We start from the raw sequence: 19,298 nt of genomic DNA on the forward strand, positions 1-19,298 counted from the left end.
GCCGGCGAGGCTGGGCCAGTCCTTGAGGGTGCCGGGCCCGCTGATGACCGTGTCCTGGTGGGGTTCGCCGCCCGCGATGTGGATGCGTAGGTATCGAGCCCCGGAGAGGAACCAGAACTGGCTGTACTGGTCGGGCACCGGAACGACGGCATCAATCCGAACTGACATCTTTCTTCTCCTTTCGTGGACCAGGCCCTGCTCTGCTGAACGTTTGCGCGCCCGAATCCGACAGGCAAAGGAGACCGGCAGGACCGAGGTATTTGTTTCCGCCCATCGCATTGTTTGCAAGTCGGTCGTGGAGTGTCCAGAGCGCTTTCTGGAAATCAAAACATCACACGCGTTCAATTCGGCCATACTTCCGGCGGTCTCCCCTTCCCTTGCCGTTTCCGGCGGCCCCTCCGCATCATCCGCACCTCGAACGTGCGGACGGCATGAAGGGCATGGCCTCTTGACCAGCGGAATCTCGATATTTTCCCGGCATGGAATTCATCCGTGGATCGCGCAGAACGTGGCCGACAGCCGCCCCGGCGCACGCGGAGTGCACGACGATTGGGGGAGTGTTCCTACGGCCGCTCCCTTGGCCCGCCGGGCGCCGCGCGCCTCGATGCGCCCCCGATGGAACCCGGAACATGCCACGGAGTGCCCGGTATCCATCCCGCCTGCCGAGGAGCTGTCGCTCGGAGCCTTTCTGGCGTGGCTCGCCAAGACGCTCCGCAGAGACCCGGTCCGCCCTCGACGCGCGCTGGGCGTCCTCATCGACGCCGCTTCGCCATTACTGGCTGATCACGTTTCAGGAGGCACCCGCAGGCGTCGCCTACCACCGGACCCGTCGACGCTCGGACCGCACGCAGGGTGTGGCTGCACACCTGCAACAAGGACCACCCCCCGCGTACTGGGCAACTACCACAAACGGGGCCTGCGTACCTACCGCGTCGAGGTGCAGCAGTAGGCGTACACGAGGACGCCGTAATCGGATACGGCTCGGGCGAGTTCAACGCCTCCGCCGTACGACGCCCGGGGCAGGGCAGGGCCCGCACCGGCCCCGCTCGCCTCACGCACACCGGCGACCCCACGAAAGAAGAGGCCGCCCGACCGCGATGAACTCCCGGCCAGGACAGCGCTCTTGCCGGCGCCCAGGTCCCTCCTCGCTCACGCGGCGGTGGGATGGGGCTCGTTGGTGACCAGGGGGCGGACCTTGGTCAGCATGAGGTGCAGGAACCGTTCGGGGTGGCGGAAGGAGGCGAAGTGGCCGGCGTCCTCGATGAGGGCGAAGTCCTTGACGGGGGCCCGGACGTCGTCGAAGAACCGCTTGGCGCGGTCCGTGGGGGTGAGGACGTCCTGGTCGCCCTGGAAGATGAAGAACGGCAGGCCGAAGGTGGTGCCGTCGGCCCAGTCGTCGAAGTGGGCGGTGGCGGGGAAGACCTGCGCGGAGAGCTTCATGCCCTTGCCGAGGGCGCCGAGTTCGCGGAGCGAGTGCTGGGGTGAGAACCAGAGCGACTTCATGACCACGGACTTCATGGTGGCGAAGGTCAGCGGGTCGCTCGTGGCCGCGATCTTGGCGTAGGCGGCGTACTGCTCGCCGGTCCACGTCCCCGCCTCGGCGTGCATCTCCTCGATGGTGGCCAGCTCCTTGCGCTTGCCGGCGGCGTGCAGCCGGGCGAGCAGCGCGCGGTGGGCGCTGTCGTCGCGGCCGGCGTCGTGGATGTTCTGGTCGGTGCCGACGTAGGCCGAGTAGAGATCGGGGTATTGGCGGGCCAGGCGCAGTCCGAAGGTGCTGCCGAAGGAGTTGGCGACCAGGACCACCCGGTCGACGCCCAGCTCGGCGCGGACGTGGTGGGTGACCTCGACGGCGTCCTCGTACATCCGGGCGAAGCTCAGTTCTCCCTGGTGGCCGGTACCGGAGCGGCGCAGGGTCTTGCCGGTGCCGCGCATGTCCCAGCGCACGACCGTGAAGTGCTTCTCCCAGGTGCGGGTGCGGGGTCCGTAGATGGCGTTGGAGGCGCCGGGGCCGCCGTGGATCTCCAGCATCACCGGGTTGGCGAGGTCCTCGCCGCGGATCGAGACCCACTGGTCGATGCCGCCGATGCGCACGTAGCTCTGCTCGTCGATGCCGTTGGGGGCCTCGATCCGCATCTGCCGGGCGCCGACTGCCTGGCGGATGCGGCGGTGGCCGAGGACCCCGGCGACGGGCGTGGCGAGGGTGGCGGTGGCGACGAGGGCGGCGGTGATCACAGTTGGCTCCCCTGAACTGTTTATCCGATACGCAATTCGATTTAGCGTACGCTATATACAGTTCTGAGGGAGCGTCAACCATCAACGTCCGCGAAGGAGTCGGCACTTGGCCGGGAGCAGGGAGAAGAAGCGCGACCCGAAGGTGACTCTGGCGCTGCTATGGGGGGAGCAGGAGCAGCCGCGGCGCGGTCCGAAGCCCTCGCTGACCGTGGAGCGCATCGTCGCCGGCGCCATCGCGATCGCGGACGCCGAGGGCCTGGACGCGGTCTCGATGCAGCGCGTCGCCGCCGACTTGGGCGTCACCACCATGGCCCTCTACCGCTACTTCCCCGGCAAGGGCGAACTGGTCGACCTCATGGCCGACTCGGTCCTCGGCCTGCCGCCAGAGGTCATCGGCCGCTCGGAAGGGTGGCGTGCGCGGCTGACCGCATGGGCTCGCGCATGCTGGGCGCTGTACCGCGCGCACCCGTGGATCCTGACCGCCACCGCCATGCGTCGCCAGCTCATGGGGCCCAACCAGCTCGCCTGGCTCGACGCGGCGCTGGCCGCCCTCGCCCCGGCCGGGCTGACGGCCTCGCAGCAGCACGACACCGTTCTGCTGATCATCGGCCACATCCGAAGCCTCGCGCAGCGGCTCGTCCACGCGGACGAGGAAGGCGACGAGGAGTGGAACCGGCTCGCCGATGAAGTACTGGAGCGCCACGGGCACCGTTTCCCGGCGCTCGCCGCCGCCATCGCGGCCGGCGCCTTCGCCCCCCACGACAACGACCCGCTCGACTACGGCCTCGACCGCATCCTCGACGGCGTCACCTACCTGATCGACCACTCCTAGGGCCGGGCATTGTCACGCCAGTGCCCTCCCGTCCGTACCCGATACGGGCGGTTCGGGCTGTGATCGACGGTCCACGAACGGCACCGGGCGGGGCCGGGTGTGCCGGGCGCAGGCTGCGCGGCCCGTTGCCGGTGCGGTGTCTGGGCGCCTCCGGGGGAGCGCTGTCAGTCGGGAATGCGGGACAGGACCGCCTCCAGGCCGAAGGCGAAGCGCGCGTCGTAGTTCTGCTGGAGATGGGGCAGCACGCGTTGTAGCGCCGGGTGCGCGCCGGGTTCTACGGCCCGGCCCAGCCTCGCGCCGTCCTCCTCGCCCTCGGCCTGCTCCTCCTGGGTCAGGCCGAGGGTGAAGTAGTTGACCGTCCAAGCCGTCCACGCCGCCTGCCGTTCATCGGCACCGGCTTCCAGGAACGCCTCGACGAGGCGGTCGGCGAAGCGCAGCGTGTGCGGTTCGGCCGGATAGGTGCCCGTGACCAGGGCGGCGCCGTCGCGATGGGCGAGCAACGCGTGGCGGTAACGGCCGACGAGCTCGCGGGCCCGCGCCTGAGGGGCGTCGGGCAGTTCGTCGTAGCGGATACCGGCGAGGACGGCGTCGGCCATCAGCTCCAGCATTCGCGCCTTGGTCTTCACGTGCCACAGCACGGTGTTCATCCGCACTCCGAGGCGGTCGGCGACCGCCCGCGTGGAGAGCCCGGCCAGGCCACGCTCGTCCAGTACCCGGAGGGCGGCATCGATCACGGCGGCGCGGGTGAGCTGGCCCGCGGTGTCTTCTCCACCTTGCTTCTTGGTCACTGACCTAGTTTACTCCACCACAGTTATTGGTCACCGACCAAGAGTCTGTGTAGAGGAGGAGAGAACCATGAGCTATCAGGTTGTCGTCGCAGGTGCCGGACCCGTGGGCCTGTGGCTCGCCGGCGAACTGCGCCGCGCGGGTGTCACCGTCGCCGTGATGGAGCCCCGCTCCGAACGCGACTCCCGCTCCCGCGCCCTGACCGTGCATCCCCGCACCATCGAGACCCTTGCCTCCCGTGGCGCGCACCATCCCTTCGTGAGCGAGGGCATACCGCTGCCCGGAGGCCACTTCGCCGCCCTCGACTCCCGTCTGGACTTCCGCCGCCTGCCCAGCCCCTTCCCTCACACCCTCGCGCTTCCCCAGGAGCGCACCGAGGCACTGCTGGAAGGCCAGGCCCTCGACCTGGGCGCGCACATCCTGCGCGGACACGAGGTCACCGGCTTCACCGAGCATCCCGACCACATTGCCGTGCACACCCTCGGACCGCACGGGCCCTCCACCTTCCAGGCGGCGTACCTGGTCGGCTGCGACGGCGCCCGCAGCACCGTGCGCACCGAGGCCGGCATCGACTACCCCGGCACCCCCTCCACGGTGTTCGGTTGGCTCGGCGACGTGGTCCTCGACAGCCCGCCCGCCCCCGGCTACAGCTACTTCGGCCCTGCGGGAGCCCTCATGGCCGTGCCCATGCCCGGCGGCATCCACCGCCTGGTCGGCCTCACCCCCCGCGACCTCACCACCACCTGGCCCGGCCAACTCGGCCTGGACGAACTGCGCGAGAACGTGGTCGCCATGGCCGGCACCGACTTCGGCCTGCGCGACCCGCTCTGGCTTTCCCGCTACGGCAACGCCACTCGCCTCGCCGACCAGTACCGCAAGGGCCGGGTCTTCCTCGCCGGAGACGCCGCTCACCAGCACTTCCCCGCCGGCGGCGTCGGCATGAACGTCGGCATCCAGGACGCCGCCAACCTCGCCTGGAAGCTCGCCGCCACCCTCAACGGCTGGGCGCCCGCAGGCCTGTTGGACACCTACCACGCCGAACGCCACCCCGTCGGCGCCGACCTCACCGCCACCAGCCGCGCCCAGGTCGCCCTGATGACCGCCTTCACCCCCGAAGGACTCGACCTGCGCGGCCTGCTCGCAGAGCTGATCACCACCCTGCCCGACCTCAACGACCACCTGGCCGCCAAGGTCAGCTCCCTCGCCGTCACCTACCCGCCCACCACCCCCGGTGACCACCCGCTGAGCGGCACCCGCGCCCCCGACCTCACCCTCGGCGACACTGGCCTGTTCGCGCTGCTGCGCGTCGACCGCCACCTCCTGCTGGACCTCACCGGCAGCGGCCGCCTCACCGGGTACGCGGGCCGCGGGCTGCACGTACACACCGCCACCCCGCACCATCCGCCGGCCGAGTTCACCGACGTCCGCGCCGTCCTAGTGCGCCCCGACGGCCACATCGCCTGGGCAAGCGCGGAGCGCGACGGAACCGTCCTCACCGACAGCCTCACCGCCGCCCTCGCCACCACGCACCGGAACTCCTGCCCCATTCAGCAACCCGCGAGGTCCAGGGCGAGGTAGTCGCCCCCCAGGGCCTTCTTGTACGCCGCCAGGAGGACGTCGGAGACCACCGGCAGTCGTGCGCTGTGGCCGCCGGCGATGCGCATCGCCTTCCCCGCAGGTGTGCGGGTGCAGAGGATGCGGATGGTGTGGCGGCCGAGGGCTTTGGAGAACTCGGCGAGGGGGCGGACGGTGTTCTCCCACTGCGCGAGGGCGTCGGAGACGTTGCGGTGTCGGTCGAGTGCTTTGGCCAGTAGCTCCGCGGCTTGCAGGGCGGTCGCGGCGCCCATGCCCGAGGCCGATGTGGAGCACCAGGCGGAGTCGCCGAGCAGCACGATGCGGCCCTTGGTGTAGCCGTCCATGGTGATTTGGGTGGCTGGGTGGACGGCGGGACTGCCGTCCACGACGAGTTCGTGGAGCTGGTCGACGATGTCGCCCGTGGTGCCCATTCCCAGCGCGGTGCGGATGAGTTCGTTCTGGGGCAGGTCGGCCGTGATGAGGCGTTCGTCTGCGTAGACGGACAGGCAGGGACGGCTGCCGGCCCAGGGGAAGAGGATCGTGACGCGCCCGCTCTCGTGCAGGGATACGCCCTCATCGGGGCCGAAGTCGGCCAGTGTGTGCCGGAGCCGGGCCGTCACGAGGCATTTCTCGGTCGAGGACGAGTAGACGGTGGCGGGGCCGAAGGCCATCTCGCGCACGGTGGAGTTGACTCCGTCGCAGCCGACGACGAGGTCGAACCCCTCGACCGACTCCTGGCTTCCCGAGTCGGTGAGCCCGAGCCGGACGGTGTCGGCGCTCTGGGTCAGGGAGGTGATGGTCGCTTTGTACTTGATCTCCACTTCGTCCGGAACCCGTCGGCGCAGGGCGTTCCAGAGATCGCCATGCAGCATGGCGATGGGGGGCGGCTTGAAGACCAGGGGTGACACGGCTTGGCGCAGTCGGCGGCCCGTCCGGTCGATTTCGGTGATCTTGTAGTGGGGCAGCAGACGAGCGGGCAGATCGCCCATGATTCCCAGACGCCGGGCGGCGGCTGTTGCCGCGGGGTAGAGGATCAGGTAGCTGCCGTCCTTCTCCTGCACGGTGGACTTCTCTACGACGGTGACCTGCCAGCCGCGGTCATGGAGGTGGATCGCGGTGGCGAGTCCGGCGATTCCTCCGCCGACGATGGCTGCTTTCGGCGTGGGCATGCGATTCCTCGGAAGTCGGGGCGCGTTGCGCGTGGGGCGTGACGGACTGCCCGCTGTGCGGGGCACCTGGGCGGTCCCGGAACGTGGGGTGAAAAGTGATGGAGGGCGGCGTCCGGCGGACGGGCGGTTACGGGGACGTCCCGGCGGAGTCCGCGCTGTCGCCCCGCACGATCCTGAAGCCGAAGTGGTCCGTTCCCAGCGCCTGATAGAGATCGATCCACATGCGCAGGAGCATCTCCGTGGCTCGGGCGGTGCGGATGGGGCCGAGATCGAGGATGTCGTGCCAGCCGAGCTGCCGCAGGAGGGCGACGACGGTCTCCTTGGCCTCGGGGTCGTCGCCGCTGGTGAAGACCGTCTGGCGGATCCGACGGGTCGCCACGGGGTTGGCCATGAGCTCGGCTGCCATCGTGTTGAGGGTCTTGACCACGCGGGCGTGGGGCAGTGCACGCTGGATCTGCTCTCCCAGGCTGTCGGTGTTGACGGGGTGCAGGACGGCGCCTTCCGCCTTGCCGTCGAAAGGGCTGGAGACGTCCAGGACAATGCCGCCCGCCACGACATCGGCGAGTTCGCGCAGGAGGTCTACACACAGGGGACCCGGCAGCGCGTTGACGATGACGTCCGCACTCGCGGCGGCATGGCGGAAGGTGGCGAGTCGCAGCCCCGAGTGGGCGTCCACGAGGGTTCGCACGGCTTCGTTCTCACGGCGGGTCGTGTCGGGATCGCGGGTGCCGATGACGATGTCGTGGCCGGCGTGACGCAGGGCCGGGGCGAGCGCCCGGCCGACCTCGCCGGTGCCCAGAATGCCGATCTTCATGAGCCACTCCCTTGGCGTTGTCCGTACAGTGCCTCCTCCGGCACACCGCGCCGCAGCGTTTCGACGGTCCGGTCGAAGGCGTCGGGCGTGGTCGTGCGCAGAAAGAGTGCGGCGAGGAAGGGCGCGCTCTCGCCGCTGACGGGCCGGATTTCCTCGACCTCGGCGGTGCCGGGTGCCAGCAGCTCGTAGTCGACGCCCGCAGTCGGCTTCCGCGGTCGGTCGACGAAGCCCACGAGGTGCCGTGTCCCGTCCCGGCGGTGTGCCACGTTCCCGATGACGTCCTCGGTGAGCTGCTGGTAGGGGTCGGTGCCGTAGGCGTACGGGGCGATGTCGGCAGTGCCCCAGGCGCCGAATCGGCACGGGTTGATCTCCACCGGTGCGAGTCGTCCGTCGTGGCCGGTACGGAATTCGGCCACCCCGGTCATGGGCGCCAAGTGCAAGTGGTCGGCGACGCGCAGCAGCTCGGTGGCGATGAACTCGCCCATCCGGTCGCGGAGTTCCGGGTCTGTCCGGTAGAGGAAGGTGAGGGATTCGGCCGGTGCCAGACGCTCGAGGACGGTGACGATGCGCAGCCGGCCGTCGACGCCCAGGACGAAGTCGGCGGCGTATTCGGGGCCTTCGAGGACCTGTTCGGCGATGGCCGCTTGGCAGCCGTCCTCGGCGAGGGTGTGAAGGTGGCGGTGCCACTGGCCCTCGCCCTCGATGTTCCTGACTCCGACGCCGCCGGAGCCGTGCGCGGGTTTGACGAGCACGGGCAGTTCGGTGGGCGGGGCGGGGTGGCGGGGATCGACCGGCTGGAAGCGGAAGTCGGGGTAGAGCTCGGCCGTGCGCCGACGAAAGGCGACCTTGTCGTCGAGGACCGCGACCTGCTCGGCCAGCGCGCTGCCGGCCAGGTGCTCCGCGATCCAGGCCGGCGCCCGGGGACTCACGGCCAGCAGGAGTGGCGCGTGGCGTCGGGAGCGGTAGTCCTCGACGAAGTCCTCTGCCGTGGTCAGGGGGAGGTGGTGGGTCGCGGCTTGCAGGCGGCCGGCGCCGTCGAGGGCGATGGCAGGGGCGCCTCGGTTGCGGATGTGTCGGGCGAGGGGCTCGGAGAGGTAGGGCTCACCCAGCAGGAAGGCGGTGGGGTGGTCGGCCCGAGGGGCGGCGGGCATGGCTGCTCCGTCTGTCAGAGGGTGGGGGTCACCCCGGTGTCGGGTGCGAGGGGGTAGGCGGCATCCAGGGCGTGGATCGCGTCTTCGCTCAACGTCAGTCCGGCTGCCGCCGCGTTGGCGAGACTGTGCTCCATGTCGTAGGAGCGGGGCAGCAGCAGGACGCTGTCGTGGCGTGCGAGCCAGGCCAGGGCGACTTGGGCGCTGGTGGCTCGGTGGTCACGAGCGACGGCTTCCAGAACAACGCTGGCTTGGTGGCCGGTTGGAGGGAAGCCGCAGGAGCCCAGAGGGCTGTAGGCGATCGTGGACATGCCGGACTGGACGGCGGTGGGCAGAATCTGGTGCTCGATGCGGCGTTCGGCCAGGTGATAGAGGGCCTGGTTGCATACGGCTTCGCCGTCTTCGGTGTGCTCCTGGAGGCGTTCCAGGTCGCGGGGGCCGAAGTTGCTCACTCCCCAGTGACGGATGGTGCCCTGCTTCTTGAGGTCGCGAAAGGCGGCGACCGCTTCCTCCAGGACTGCGTGACCGGGCCAGTGCAGGAGGTAGAGGTCCAGGTGGTCCACGCGCAGGCGCCGGCAGCTGTTGCGACAAGCCGTCATGACGTCGGCGGAACGGGTGGCGTGGTCGGGGTGGACCTTGGAGGTGAGGAAGAGCCTGTCTCGTCGTGGAGCGATGAGTGGGGCGAGGAGTTCCTCGACGCGGCCTGCGCCGTAGTCCTCTGCGGTGTCCAGATGAGTCATGCCCGCGTCGATTCCGGCGAGCAGGGCGCGATGGGCCGTGTTCAGGTCGGTCTGCTCGAGCTTCCAGGTGCCCTGGCCGATCAGAGGGACCTGCCGGCCGGTGTTGCCGAGATGGCGAAGGCGCATGCGTTCAGCACTCCTTCGTCAGCGTTGCTGTAGATGGGAGAGGCGTGTGCGGGGGGCGTGCCCGGGATCGCAACGCGACGTTGGCGTCCTCTGCGGCTCGCTCACCCGCCGAGACGGCGCCTTCGACCCACCCCGGCCGCCGGGAGAGGGAGTCTCCGGCCAGGAGAACTCGACCGGTGCGGATGCCGTGTCGGTCGAGCGGGTTCGTCGCGGGCCGCCACTCGCCGTCGAACGCCCCGTGAACGAAGGGGACTTGGCTCCAGTCCGCTACCGCGTGTCCGAGGACCATGCCGGGCTGACCGGCAGCGGGATGCAGGCGAGCCAGTTGCCTCACCACGACGTCAAGTCGCTGCGTCGGCGGGATGCGGCCCATGGCGGCGGTGTCGCGGCCGGTGGCATAGACGGTCAGGACGGCACAGTCACAGTCGCCGTCCGGAGTGCCGCAGGGGTAGAAGACCTGCCGCAGGAGAGGGCCCCCGGCCGAACCGCCGGATCGGATGCCTTGATCCTGCCAGACGGGCCGCGCCATGTGCACCAGCATCTTCCGTGCTCCGCTCGGCGCGCGACCGGCTATGTCCTTGTGCAGCAGGGACCGTACGGGGCCTTCCAGATGTATCCGGGGCAGGAGCCAGACGGGCAGGGCACACACGGCGACCGCTGCCCGGATCCGTAGCAGCCGGGGCGGGGACCCACTCTCGCACTGGGCCTCGACGTGGTCGCGGCCTTCGGTCAGGGATACGAGACGGTGGAGGTGTCTCACCGGGCGTTCCAGCAGCGCGGCAAGGCACTTGGGCAGCAGGTCCAGGCCCTCGGGACAGGCGAGCGCCGGTTTGAATTCCAGCGCGAGTTCTCGCAGGGCGGTGGCCAGGACGGGATCACTGCCGTCGAGCCGGTCGGCGCAGGTGGCCAGGTATTCCACGAGGCGGGTCGGCAACGAGCCCGTGGTGGTGAGCGCCGGCAGGGTCGGCAGGCGGTCGTGCCGGTGGGTGCGCCGGGCAACGGGCCAGGGGGTGACGCCATCGAGGATGACCTGGAGGGTGGTGGCGCCCGAGCGGGTCCCTGGGCGGGCCGTCAGCGCCTCCTCCGCACCGCGGACACTGTCCGCCGTGGCCAGGAGGCTGTGGGTGTCGTGGAACATCGGTGCGTACGGGGTGAGCCGACCCGTCAGGCCCACTCGTTCCAGCAGTCTCCTCGTGCGGTCGTGTTCCTCCAGGACGCGCATGGCACCCAGTTCCCCCGTCGCGTGCCGGTGGGGCTCCGGGAAGCGGTGGGTCCGGATCCTGCCCCCGGCCAGGGGCGCCGCTTCCACAACCAGGACATCGGCTCCCGCGTCCTGCAGGGCGAGGGCGGCGGTCAGGCCGGCGACGCCCGCGCCGATCACGACGACGTCGGCATGGTCCTGCCTCGCCCGCCTCACCACGGAAGCACCGTGCCGTGACGGTCGATGAGCCGGCCCTCCCGGTCGGTCGCCGGATCCTCCAGCAGCCGCTGGATGTCCCGGGCGACATCGGCCACCGACACCATGTCGTGTTGATCGTGCGGGTCCCGCCAACTGCGCCCCATGTCGGTGTCCAGCCAGCCCGGGTGCAGAGCCACCACCCCGATCCCTTCGTCGGCCAGGTCCAGCGCCAATGAGCGGCTGATGGCGTTCAGCGCCGCTTTGGAGGCCCGGTAGGCGTAGTTGCCCCCGTCCTTGTTGAGGCCGATGCTTCCCATCAGCCCACTGACGTTGAGGATCAAGCTGCCCCGCCCTTGCCGCAGTGCGGGCAGGAGGGCCCGGGCCAGTTCCAGCGGGCCCAGGGCGTTGACCGCGAACGCCTCCATCATTTCCTCGCGCCTCACGTCGTCCAAGGTGGCGCCCGGGCCGTCGAAGACACCGGCCACGTTCACCAGGACATCCACCGGCGCCATGCCTACGGCCGTGGCCAGAGCCGCGACCGATTGCGGGTCCAGCACGTCCAGTTCGGCAGCCAACACGCCCTCCCCACGCGGGAGTTCGCCCGGATCGCGGGCACCCGCGATCACGCGCCAGCCCCCCTGGGCGAAGTGTTCCGCCACGGCCCGGCCCAAGCCTCGCCCCGCGCCGCTCACGACCATGGTCCCGGTCTTCACGACGCTCGCCCGCCTTTCGGTCGCCCGCGCAGGTGGGCGATCAGCTCCTCGATGGTGATCAGCGTGAGGTCGTGCGCCTCGGCGAAGTCCCTCAGTTCTTCCAGGCGGGCCATGTCTCCCTCGTGGCGCTGGGACACCACCTCGCCGATGACGCCGACCGGCTCAAGCCCCGCGAGGGTCAGCAGTTCCACCGTCGCCTCGGTGTGCCCCGCCCGCTCCAGGACTCCGCCCGGTGCCGCCCGCAACGGCAGCACGTGCCCCGGCCGGGTCAGGTCACCGGCGCACGTTGCCGGGTCGGCCAGCACGCGCAGGGTACGCGACCGGTCCGCACCCGAAATGCCCGTTGTCACTCCGTCCCGCGCGTCCGCGGTGACGCGATACGCCGTCCCCTTGGGATCCTGATTGTCCTCGACCATCTCCGGCAGCTCGAGCCGCCGGCATACCGCCTCCGGCATGGGCGCGCACAGGTATCCGGAGGTGTAGCGGACCATGAAGTCCAGCAATTCCTCCGTGGCCAGTGCCGCCGAGGCCACCAGGTCCCCCTCGTTCTCCCGCTCTTCCGCGTCCAACACCAGAACAGGCTTACCGGCGATCAGGTCAGCCAGAGCCTTTTCGATTACGAACATTTCTGACGGATTTTCTTCGCTCTTGTCGAACGTTGGTTTCATGACAGCCACAGGAAATCCCTTCCTTACCGTCTGTGGCGCCGTCGATCTCCTCGCCACAGGTAATGAGCAGTCCCACTGTCTGTGCGGGTAGCCGAGAGTTCGCAGCGCAAACGGCCCTGATCAGGACAGGTACGCCTGAGGAACAAAACCCCAGAAGAGATCCGCGATATTCATGAGGGCCCGCTTTAGCATGAATTACAGATCGATGCAATAACGACGGGAGGTGGCCGGTACTTATTGTTTCAACTTACCGAGGACGGCAACCCGGCGACAGGACAATGAACCCTCACGATCAAGAGGTATCCGCATGGGAACACATCTGGAAACCACGGAAGGAATTCCCGGCAATTCCCTCATGTGCTGCGTTGTCGTCGACGAGCACGGCCACACCACCGAACCCACCGGGATCCCGGCCCTGAAAGGCAGTACCGACCCCGTCCTCATCGCAGAGCACTACCACCACGAAGGCGCCTCCTTGATCTTCGCCGACATCTGGGACTCCTGGCGGCATGTGAACCGCCTGCTCCCGCTGGTGGACCGACTCGGCGCCACGGGCCACTCCCTGATCGCCAGCATCGACAACGGGACCCTGCCGTCCATCGAGCAGGCCCGTCACGTACTGGACTCCGGAGCCCACGCCCTTACGGTCAACACCACCGCCCTCAACGACCCCGGGCTTGTCGCCGCCGCGGCTCAGGCCCTGGGAGGACGGCGCTTGGTAGGGGTCATCAACGTCACGACGACGCCGGAGGGCACCTGGGACGTCCTCTCGGACGGCGGCCGCCGTGCCACGGGCCGACACCCCGCCACCTGGGCGGCCGAACTCTCCGCATTGGGCGTCGGGTACCTCGTCATCAACGACATGGACCGCGAGGAGAACGGCGGCGGCTTCAACGTGCCACTGCTCGAAGCCGTGTTGCGGGCATCCACCGTGCCCGTCATCTGCGGTGGCGGCAGCCGCACCCCGCAGGACCTGCGCGCAGCGGTTTCGGCCGGTGCACACGGCGTCCTGGTCCTCACCCAGCTCCACGACGGAAGCCACAGCGTCAACGACCTTCTTGACGCCCTGACCTGACAGGCTGATCGCCCGTGCGGGGCGCCTCACTGACGGCACCGCACCGGCTCCCGCCACCCACGACTGCTGCTCGGTGATGTTGTCGGCCACGGAGCGCTGGACCGGGAGTCCTCACGCGGCGCCCAAGGTCCGCACCGAGCGTGGCAACTCCCTTATGAAGTAACGCGGTTGAACGAGTCGCCACCGTCCAGGCGGCGCACGCTGTCCAGGCGCCGGCCCCTGGCAGGGTGGCGGCGGTGGCGTGACGCCAGGGGCGCGGCGTCGGGGAGGGGTCGGGGAGGGGTCGGGGGCGACCCGGTGCAACGGGGTGTTCGCCGGATCGCCGGCGTACGCCGCGATGTGTCGGCCGGTGCGTTCGGCCGTGGTCAGGAGGGAGCGCCGCAGGGCGCGTTCGGCCCCGCGTTCGGCGGAACCGGCCGGGTCAGATGGCCGGTGTTCCGCCGGCCAGTTTGGGGGCCAGGTCCTGGGCGAATTGGGAAGCGAGGATGCACGCGGCACTGCCGCCGGGCTCGGATTCGAGGACGGCGGCGTAGCCGTCGGGTGTCCGCCAGTCGACCTCGCACTGGTCCTCCTCCTGGTTCGCGTAGGCCGCGGCGGAGGTGAGCTTGTCCAGGTGCACGTCTGCCGACTCCTCGGGTGTCTTGCGGTCCGTGATCAGGTGGAACGCGGCGGTGGAGTAGGCCAACGTCAACGTGCGGTTGTTGTCCACCGTCGCCGCACCGACCTTCCAGGTGCACGTCTTCACACGATGGGAGCCGTTGGCGGAGCCGCCGGCCTGCCCGACGCTGGTGAGCTGGTGGTCTTGGATGAGGCTGTAGCTCGTGACGTCACAGGGGTCCCCGCTCCACGCGGCGGCCTTCACAGTCGCCGACGCCCCGGATGTCCCCGATCCGCCGCCGGTGTTGAAGGCGTGCGGCAGTGCGACGGCGGCCCAGGCGGCGGCGCCGACGGCCAGGGTGGCGGCCGCCGCCGGCACCGCCCGACGGCGGCGCCGCACCGGCCCGGACTCCGCGCGGGAGTCCGGCCCGCTGCCGGGCGGTTCGGGCGCGGTGCGCTCGTGCAGGGCGAGCGTCGCCGCCCGCCGCTCGCCGATCATCGCCGAGACCCCGGCGGGCAGCCACTGCGTGTCTTCGGCGGAGGTCACCAGGTGACGCAGCGCGTCCGACACCAGAGGACGCCCGCCCGGCTCAGGGGCCAGGCAGAGCCGGATGAACGCGGTGAGCTCGTCCGGTACCCCCTCCAGATCAGGAGGCTCGTGCACCGTCCGGTAGAGGACGACGTCGGAGCGGCCCCGCCCGTAGGGGCTGTGCCCGGTGGCGGCGTAGGTGAGGACGCATCCGAGCGCGAACACGTCGGAGGCCGGGCCGACGGGTTTGCCCTGTGCCTGCTCCGGCGACATGAAGCCGGGGGTGCCGATCACCGCACCGGTGTGCTGGCCGCCGTCCAGCGCACGCGCGATCCCGAAGTCGATGACCCGTGGGCCGTCGTCGGCGACGATCACGTTCCCGGGCTTCAGGTCCCGGTGGACCAGGTCGGCGGCATGGATGGCGGCCAGGCCCTCGGCCAGACCGGAGCCGAGCACCCGAAGCGCCCGAAGCGGCAGTGGCCCACCGTCGACGATCACCTGGTGCAGCGACGGGCCGGGGATGTAGGCGGTGACCAGCCAGGGCCGAACCGCGTCGGTGTCGGCGTCCACCACCTGCGCCGTGTAGAACCCGCCGACCTTCCGTGCCGCCTCCACCTCCAGCGCGAAGCGTCGCCGGAAGACGGGGTCGTGCGCGAGCTCGGCGGCCACCACCTTGACCGCCACCAGCCGCCCGCCCGGCGACCGGCCGAGAAACACCTCGCCCATCCCGCCCCGGCCCAGCCGCCGCACCAGATCGTACGGCCCGACCTGCCGAGGATCCTCCGGGGCCGGCAGCTGGATCATCCGACCGACCACAACTGCACGGCGCCCAGCAGCTCAGCGGTGTCGGTCGTCGCGGCCAGACGCTTGCCGTCCGGACCGAACGCCACCTTGCCCGCGCCGCTGCGCCCCGTCGTCACCGGCATGCCTTTGCGGGATGCCAGGTCCCACACCACCACACCGCCGCCCTGGGAATGGGCGCTGGCGGAGCCGGCGATCAGCTTCCCGTCGGGGCTCACCGACACGCCCTCGACATGCGAGTTGACGTCGGCCAGGGTCGCGATCAGCCTCCGGCCCGCGACATCCCACACGGCGACGCCGCCGAAGGAGCCGACCAGTGTCCTTCCGTCGGGCGTGAAGTCGATCGACGTCACACCGTACGGGTCGGTCTTGTCCAGGGCGAGGGTCGCGATCGGCGCGAACGAGGAGGAGACGTGGAACAAGTCCACCGCCCCTTTCAAGTCGCTTCCGTAGCCGACGGCCAGGGTCCTGCCGTCGGGGCTGAACGCGACGCTGCGCGCGGCACCCAGGGTGCCGTTGGACCCGGGCCCGACAACCAGGGAAGCGACCTGCTTGCCGGACGTCACCTCCCACACCAAGGCCGTCCCGACGCAGTCGCGCCCGTCCCGGCCGAGCGCTACCAGCCGCCCGTCCGGACTGAACGCGACCGCGTACGGCTGCGCCAGCGTGTTGCCCTGGGAGGCGGCGACCACCGTGATCACCTCCCGGCGGGAGGCGGCGTCCCACACCGTGACGGCAGCCCGGCCGTGCTCGCGGTCCTTGTCATCGCGGCTGCTCAGGTCGGGAGGCAGGGAGTAGCAGGCGGCGAGGAGGCCGCCGGTTCGGGAAAAGGTGACGGCGTTGGCGTCGCCCAGGGCGCGGCTCACCGCGAGCACACCCACCTGCTTCCCGGCCGCCGGGTCGATCAGGACGACCTTGTTCATCGCGCCCGTCGCCAGGAGCTTCCCGTCCGGGCTGAAGGCGATCCCCCTGCCATTGCCCGTCTCACGTCCCACCTCGACCAACGTGCCCGCTGTCAACGTCACGACATCAGCGGCGGGGCCGGCCCCGGCTCCGGCGCCCGAGGCGCCGTGGGCGGAACTCGGAGTGCCGCTCGTCGGGTTGTCGTCGTGCGCGGCCCAGATCCCCACCGGCACCCCGACGGCCGCGAGGGCGGCGATACCGGCGGCCGCCAGCAGCGCCCGCCGCCCCGGCTGTGCTCCGGCCCTGAGGTGGGTGCCGGCCTCGGCCTGCCGCTCGCCGACCATGTCCCGGAGGGTGGGCGGCAGCCAGCCGCCCGGACCCGGTCCGGCCAGGCTGCCCACTAGCTCGCCGAGGTCCGGGCGGGCTCGCGGGTTCTTGGCCAGGCAGGCGCCGATCAGACCGAGCAGCGAGTAGGGCACCCCCGTAAGGTCAGGTTCCCCCGTCACCACGCGCAGCAGCGCATCCGACCCGATTCCATCGCCGAAGGCGTTGCGCCCGGTGGCGGCGAAGACCAGTACGGCGCCGAGCGAGAAGACGTCCGAGGCCGCGCCGACCGCGCCGGCGCGCACCTGCTCCGGTGCGAGGAACACACCATCCGGTGCCACACCGACCGTCCGGGACGGATGGGCGGCATCCCACAGCCGGGCAAGCGCGAAGTCGGTCAGCCGGGGACCGTCGTCCGCGAGGATCACGTCGCCCGGGGTGAGGCCGCCGTGGAGCAGACCGGCCGCATGCACACCGGCCAACGCCTCCGCCAGCCCCGACCCAAGCGCCCGCACCGCCTCCTCCGGCAGCGGGCCGTGCGCCGCCACCGCCTCCCGCAGCGACGGACCGGCGATGTACGCGCTCGCCACCCACAGCACGTCCCCGTCGGCGGCGGCGTCCACCACCTGCGCCGTGTAGAAGCCGCTCACTCCCCGCGCGCAGGCAGTCAGCTCTGAGAACCGGCGCCGGAACTCCGCATCGGCCGCCAGTTGCGGCGCGACCACCCGCAGCGCCACCAGTCGGCCACTGCCGGAACGGCCGAGGAACACCGTCCCCAGCTCCCCACCACCCAGCCGCGCGACCAGCCGGTAATCGCCCAACTGACGGGGATCGCCAGCCTGCAGGGGTGTTGTCATCGCTGTGTTCCCTCTCGAATCAATCCTTGGCGTCCAAGTCCCTCCGGCCACTGCGCCCCGCGGTGCCGCCGCGTAGAAGCACCCACGGTCGGGGTCTGATGGAAGCCCCCGGACCGCGGGAAGTGATCTTGCCGGGTGGATCGTGATGTTGGAGAAACCCGCCCAGGCTCAGCCACGCAGGATGTCGGCGGTACGGGCGAGGTCCGCGAGGCCGCCCGAGACGCGAGCCTCCCGATAGAAGGCAGCCGCGTCGTTCTCACCGCTGGCCGGGGACGGCAGACACAGCAGACTGAAGAACCAGACCACCGCTGATTGCTGGTTCTCGCTGAGCGTGCCCCACTCGCCCCGCGATCCACCGCAGGCTTCGGCCAGCACATGGATGCAATAGCCCATGGCCAGTGGCTCGTTACCGTTCCAGAAGTCGCGCAGCCACCTCCGGAAGTTGGCCTGGACCCTCGTCACGAGGGCCGGGGTGGCCTTCCCATGGACGATTTGGGCGATCATCGCCCCTTGGACGTTCGCTCGATCGCTGAACAAAGACGTCTCCTCCCCGTGGCACTTCAGCAGGCTCCGTACCCGGCCGGCGCTGGTCCGCGTCACCGCCTCCTCGGCTCGTGCCAGCCCGGACATCGATTGCTCGTGCCAACCGGGCATCGATTGCGAGCAGAGCCGGAATGGCCACTTCTGCCGTCGGTGTCGCACCCATCGCGTGCCGCCCCTCAGGTCGCGTTCGATCGAACGGAGCCTGTGGGGCAGTCGGGTGCGCTCCGGCCGGCTCCGACCTTCGTTCTCGAACGTAGAGGCGCGGAGGCGGGCTCGGATTGGACGAAAGTGACCTCGTCCTAGAGAGCGAGAGCCTCGTCAACCGGCCGGGTGGCCGACGCCACCTGGCCGGGGGTGAGACCGGCCAGGGCGCGGAACTCCCGGGTGAGGTGCGCCTGGTCGTAGAAGCCGCAGCCGGCGGCGATTCCGGCGAGGTCTACGGGTCCGCAGGCGAGCAGTCGCGCGGCGCGGTGGAAGCGGAGGACCCGGGCCGAGGTCTTGGGCGTGAGCCCGACCTGTTCGGTGAACCTGCGGACCAGGTAGCTGCGGCTCCACCCCACCTCGTCGGCGAGTCGGGTGATGGGAACCGCACCGGCCGAGCCGGTGAGCAGGCGCCACGCGTGCCGGACCTCGGGTGCGGGCTCCGGGCCACGCCTGAGCCGGGCCAGCAGCACGGCGTCGAGCACGTCGAACCTGGCTGCCCAGCTCCGGGTGGCCGCCAGACGCTCGACCAGCACACAGGCCTCGGCGCCCAGGACGTCGTCCAGCCCCACCACGCGGTTGGTCAACTCGCGCATGGGCAGGCCGAGCAGCCGGTAGGCACCGAGCGGTGTGAACTCCAGGCGGATCACCTCCTGCCGGCCACCGGGATGTGCGCACCACGCGGGCCGGTCCTCCATGCCGACCACCACAGAACCGATCCGGCCGGTGCCCGAGCCCGGCATTCCGAGGCGGCGGATCTGGCTGAACGGCTCGGCCAGGCTGATGGCCAGTACGACGTGCCCGGTCGGAACCATCCGGACCCGGTAGGGCGGGGCCATGTGCGAGTAGCCGATGCGACCGCACAGATAGGGCTGTAGAGCCGGGTGCGGGGGTCGGGTGGCCCGTCGCAGACCGTCGGCGTCGGAGACCGTGACCTCCCGGCCCGGTCCATCACCACGTCCGACCTCACGGCCCACGAGACATCCCCTTTGCCCGGGCCCCGCCAGGGGGCGCATCCCCCTCAGCCTGAGGATGCGTCGGTCACGGAGGCCGATGGTCGCCGGCCGCCGCTCCTCTCCAAGATATACAGGGCGCTTCGGGGCGTCATAGAGCTGGTACTGAGTGGACGTCAAGGCCGGCTTCTCCGCGTTGTGCGGGGCGTGAAGAGAGGGCACACACCAGCTCTGTCGGACGGGCAGTAGGCGTCCATCGAGCCGCTGGTCACGGCCGGGACAGAGGAGGGGCGGCGCGGTCGGAGATCAGGGG

16 protein-coding genes are annotated in these 19,298 nt (G+C 70.4%); 3 read left to right on the forward strand and 13 right to left on the reverse strand.

The features are described from left to right. Positions 1-1,149: 1,149 nt before the first annotated feature. The gene (locus tag ACFYZA_RS03445; RefSeq protein ID WP_388486739.1) at positions 1,150-2,232 is read right to left on the reverse strand and encodes an alpha/beta fold hydrolase; all 1,083 of its coding nucleotides are present in this window, start codon (positions 2,230-2,232) and stop codon (positions 1,150-1,152) included. A gap of 106 nt (positions 2,233-2,338) precedes the next feature. Between ACFYZA_RS03445 and ACFYZA_RS03450 the strand changes: the two genes are divergently transcribed. Next, complete coding sequence (locus ACFYZA_RS03450; protein ID WP_388486740.1) at positions 2,339-3,064, forward strand: TetR/AcrR family transcriptional regulator; 726 nt, start codon at positions 2,339-2,341, stop codon at positions 3,062-3,064. Positions 3,065-3,228: 164 nt separating this feature from the next. Here the strand turns inward: ACFYZA_RS03450 and ACFYZA_RS03455 are convergent, their stop codons facing one another. Continuing rightward, positions 3,229-3,852, reverse strand: a complete 624-nt coding sequence (locus ACFYZA_RS03455) for a TetR/AcrR family transcriptional regulator C-terminal domain-containing protein (RefSeq protein WP_388486743.1) — start codon at positions 3,850-3,852, stop codon at positions 3,229-3,231. A gap of 67 nt (positions 3,853-3,919) precedes the next feature. Between ACFYZA_RS03455 and ACFYZA_RS03460 the strand changes: the two genes are divergently transcribed. After that, on the forward strand, positions 3,920-5,428 hold the full coding sequence (locus tag ACFYZA_RS03460; protein ID WP_388486745.1) for an FAD-dependent monooxygenase: 1,509 nt from the start codon (positions 3,920-3,922) through the stop codon (positions 5,426-5,428). Here the strand turns inward: ACFYZA_RS03460 and ACFYZA_RS03465 are convergent. From ACFYZA_RS03465 to ribB, 7 genes are all read right to left on the reverse strand, one after another. Continuing rightward, the gene (locus ACFYZA_RS03465; RefSeq protein ID WP_388486748.1) at positions 5,398-6,594 is read right to left on the reverse strand and encodes an FAD-dependent oxidoreductase; all 1,197 of its coding nucleotides are present in this window, start codon (positions 6,592-6,594) and stop codon (positions 5,398-5,400) included. The two genes, ACFYZA_RS03460 and ACFYZA_RS03465, sit on opposite strands and share 31 nt — an antisense overlap. Before the next feature lie 127 nt (positions 6,595-6,721). Beyond that, entirely contained in the window at positions 6,722-7,408 is a 687-nt protein-coding gene (locus ACFYZA_RS03470) for an NADPH-dependent F420 reductase (RefSeq protein ID WP_382583796.1), read from the reverse strand. Beyond that, a complete protein-coding gene (locus ACFYZA_RS03475; protein ID WP_388486751.1) occupies positions 7,405-8,559 on the reverse strand; it encodes an ATP-grasp domain-containing protein in 1,155 nt (384 codons plus the stop codon). The genes ACFYZA_RS03470 and ACFYZA_RS03475 overlap by 4 nt, the downstream gene beginning before the upstream one ends. A gap of 14 nt (positions 8,560-8,573) precedes the next feature. Then, entirely contained in the window at positions 8,574-9,422 is an 849-nt protein-coding gene (locus ACFYZA_RS03480) for an aldo/keto reductase (RefSeq protein WP_388486754.1), read from the reverse strand. A 4-nt stretch (positions 9,423-9,426) separates the two neighbouring features. Further along, entirely contained in the window at positions 9,427-10,839 is a 1,413-nt protein-coding gene (locus tag ACFYZA_RS03485; protein WP_388486757.1) for a flavin monoamine oxidase family protein, read from the reverse strand. Further along, entirely contained in the window at positions 10,836-11,534 is a 699-nt protein-coding gene (locus ACFYZA_RS03490; protein WP_388486760.1) for an SDR family oxidoreductase, read from the reverse strand. Before ACFYZA_RS03490 ends, ACFYZA_RS03485 begins: the two co-directional genes overlap by 4 nt. After that, positions 11,531-12,202 (reverse strand): 3,4-dihydroxy-2-butanone-4-phosphate synthase, encoded by a 672-nt coding sequence (gene ribB, locus ACFYZA_RS03495; protein WP_388487971.1) that lies wholly within the window; start codon positions 12,200-12,202, stop codon positions 11,531-11,533. The genes ACFYZA_RS03490 and ribB overlap by 4 nt, the downstream gene beginning before the upstream one ends. A 307-nt stretch (positions 12,203-12,509) precedes the next feature. Between ribB and ACFYZA_RS03500 the strand changes: the two genes are divergently transcribed. Further along, a complete protein-coding gene (locus tag ACFYZA_RS03500; RefSeq protein ID WP_388486762.1) occupies positions 12,510-13,277 on the forward strand; it encodes a HisA/HisF-related TIM barrel protein in 768 nt (255 codons plus the stop codon). 421 nt (positions 13,278-13,698) lie between these two features. On the opposite strand, the gene ACFYZA_RS03505 is transcribed toward ACFYZA_RS03500, so the two are convergent. From ACFYZA_RS03505 to ACFYZA_RS03520, 4 genes are all read right to left on the reverse strand, one after another. After that, a complete protein-coding gene (locus ACFYZA_RS03505; RefSeq protein WP_388486765.1) occupies positions 13,699-15,207 on the reverse strand; it encodes a serine/threonine-protein kinase in 1,509 nt (502 codons plus the stop codon). Beyond that, complete coding sequence (locus tag ACFYZA_RS03510) at positions 15,204-17,288, reverse strand: WD40 repeat domain-containing serine/threonine protein kinase (protein WP_388486767.1); 2,085 nt, start codon at positions 17,286-17,288, stop codon at positions 15,204-15,206. Before ACFYZA_RS03510 ends, ACFYZA_RS03505 begins: the two co-directional genes overlap by 4 nt. A 168-nt stretch (positions 17,289-17,456) precedes the next feature. Further along, positions 17,457-17,792, reverse strand: a complete 336-nt coding sequence (locus tag ACFYZA_RS03515) for a hypothetical protein (protein ID WP_382583769.1) — start codon at positions 17,790-17,792, stop codon at positions 17,457-17,459. Between the two features lie 338 nt (positions 17,793-18,130). Beyond that, positions 18,131-19,009, reverse strand: a complete 879-nt coding sequence (locus tag ACFYZA_RS03520; protein WP_388486770.1) for a helix-turn-helix domain-containing protein — start codon at positions 19,007-19,009, stop codon at positions 18,131-18,133. Positions 19,010-19,298 lie beyond the last annotated feature (289 nt).

The organism is Streptomyces sp. NPDC001828 (genome assembly GCF_042892175.1).
GTDB lineage: Bacteria > Actinomycetota > Actinomycetes > Streptomycetales > Streptomycetaceae > Streptomyces.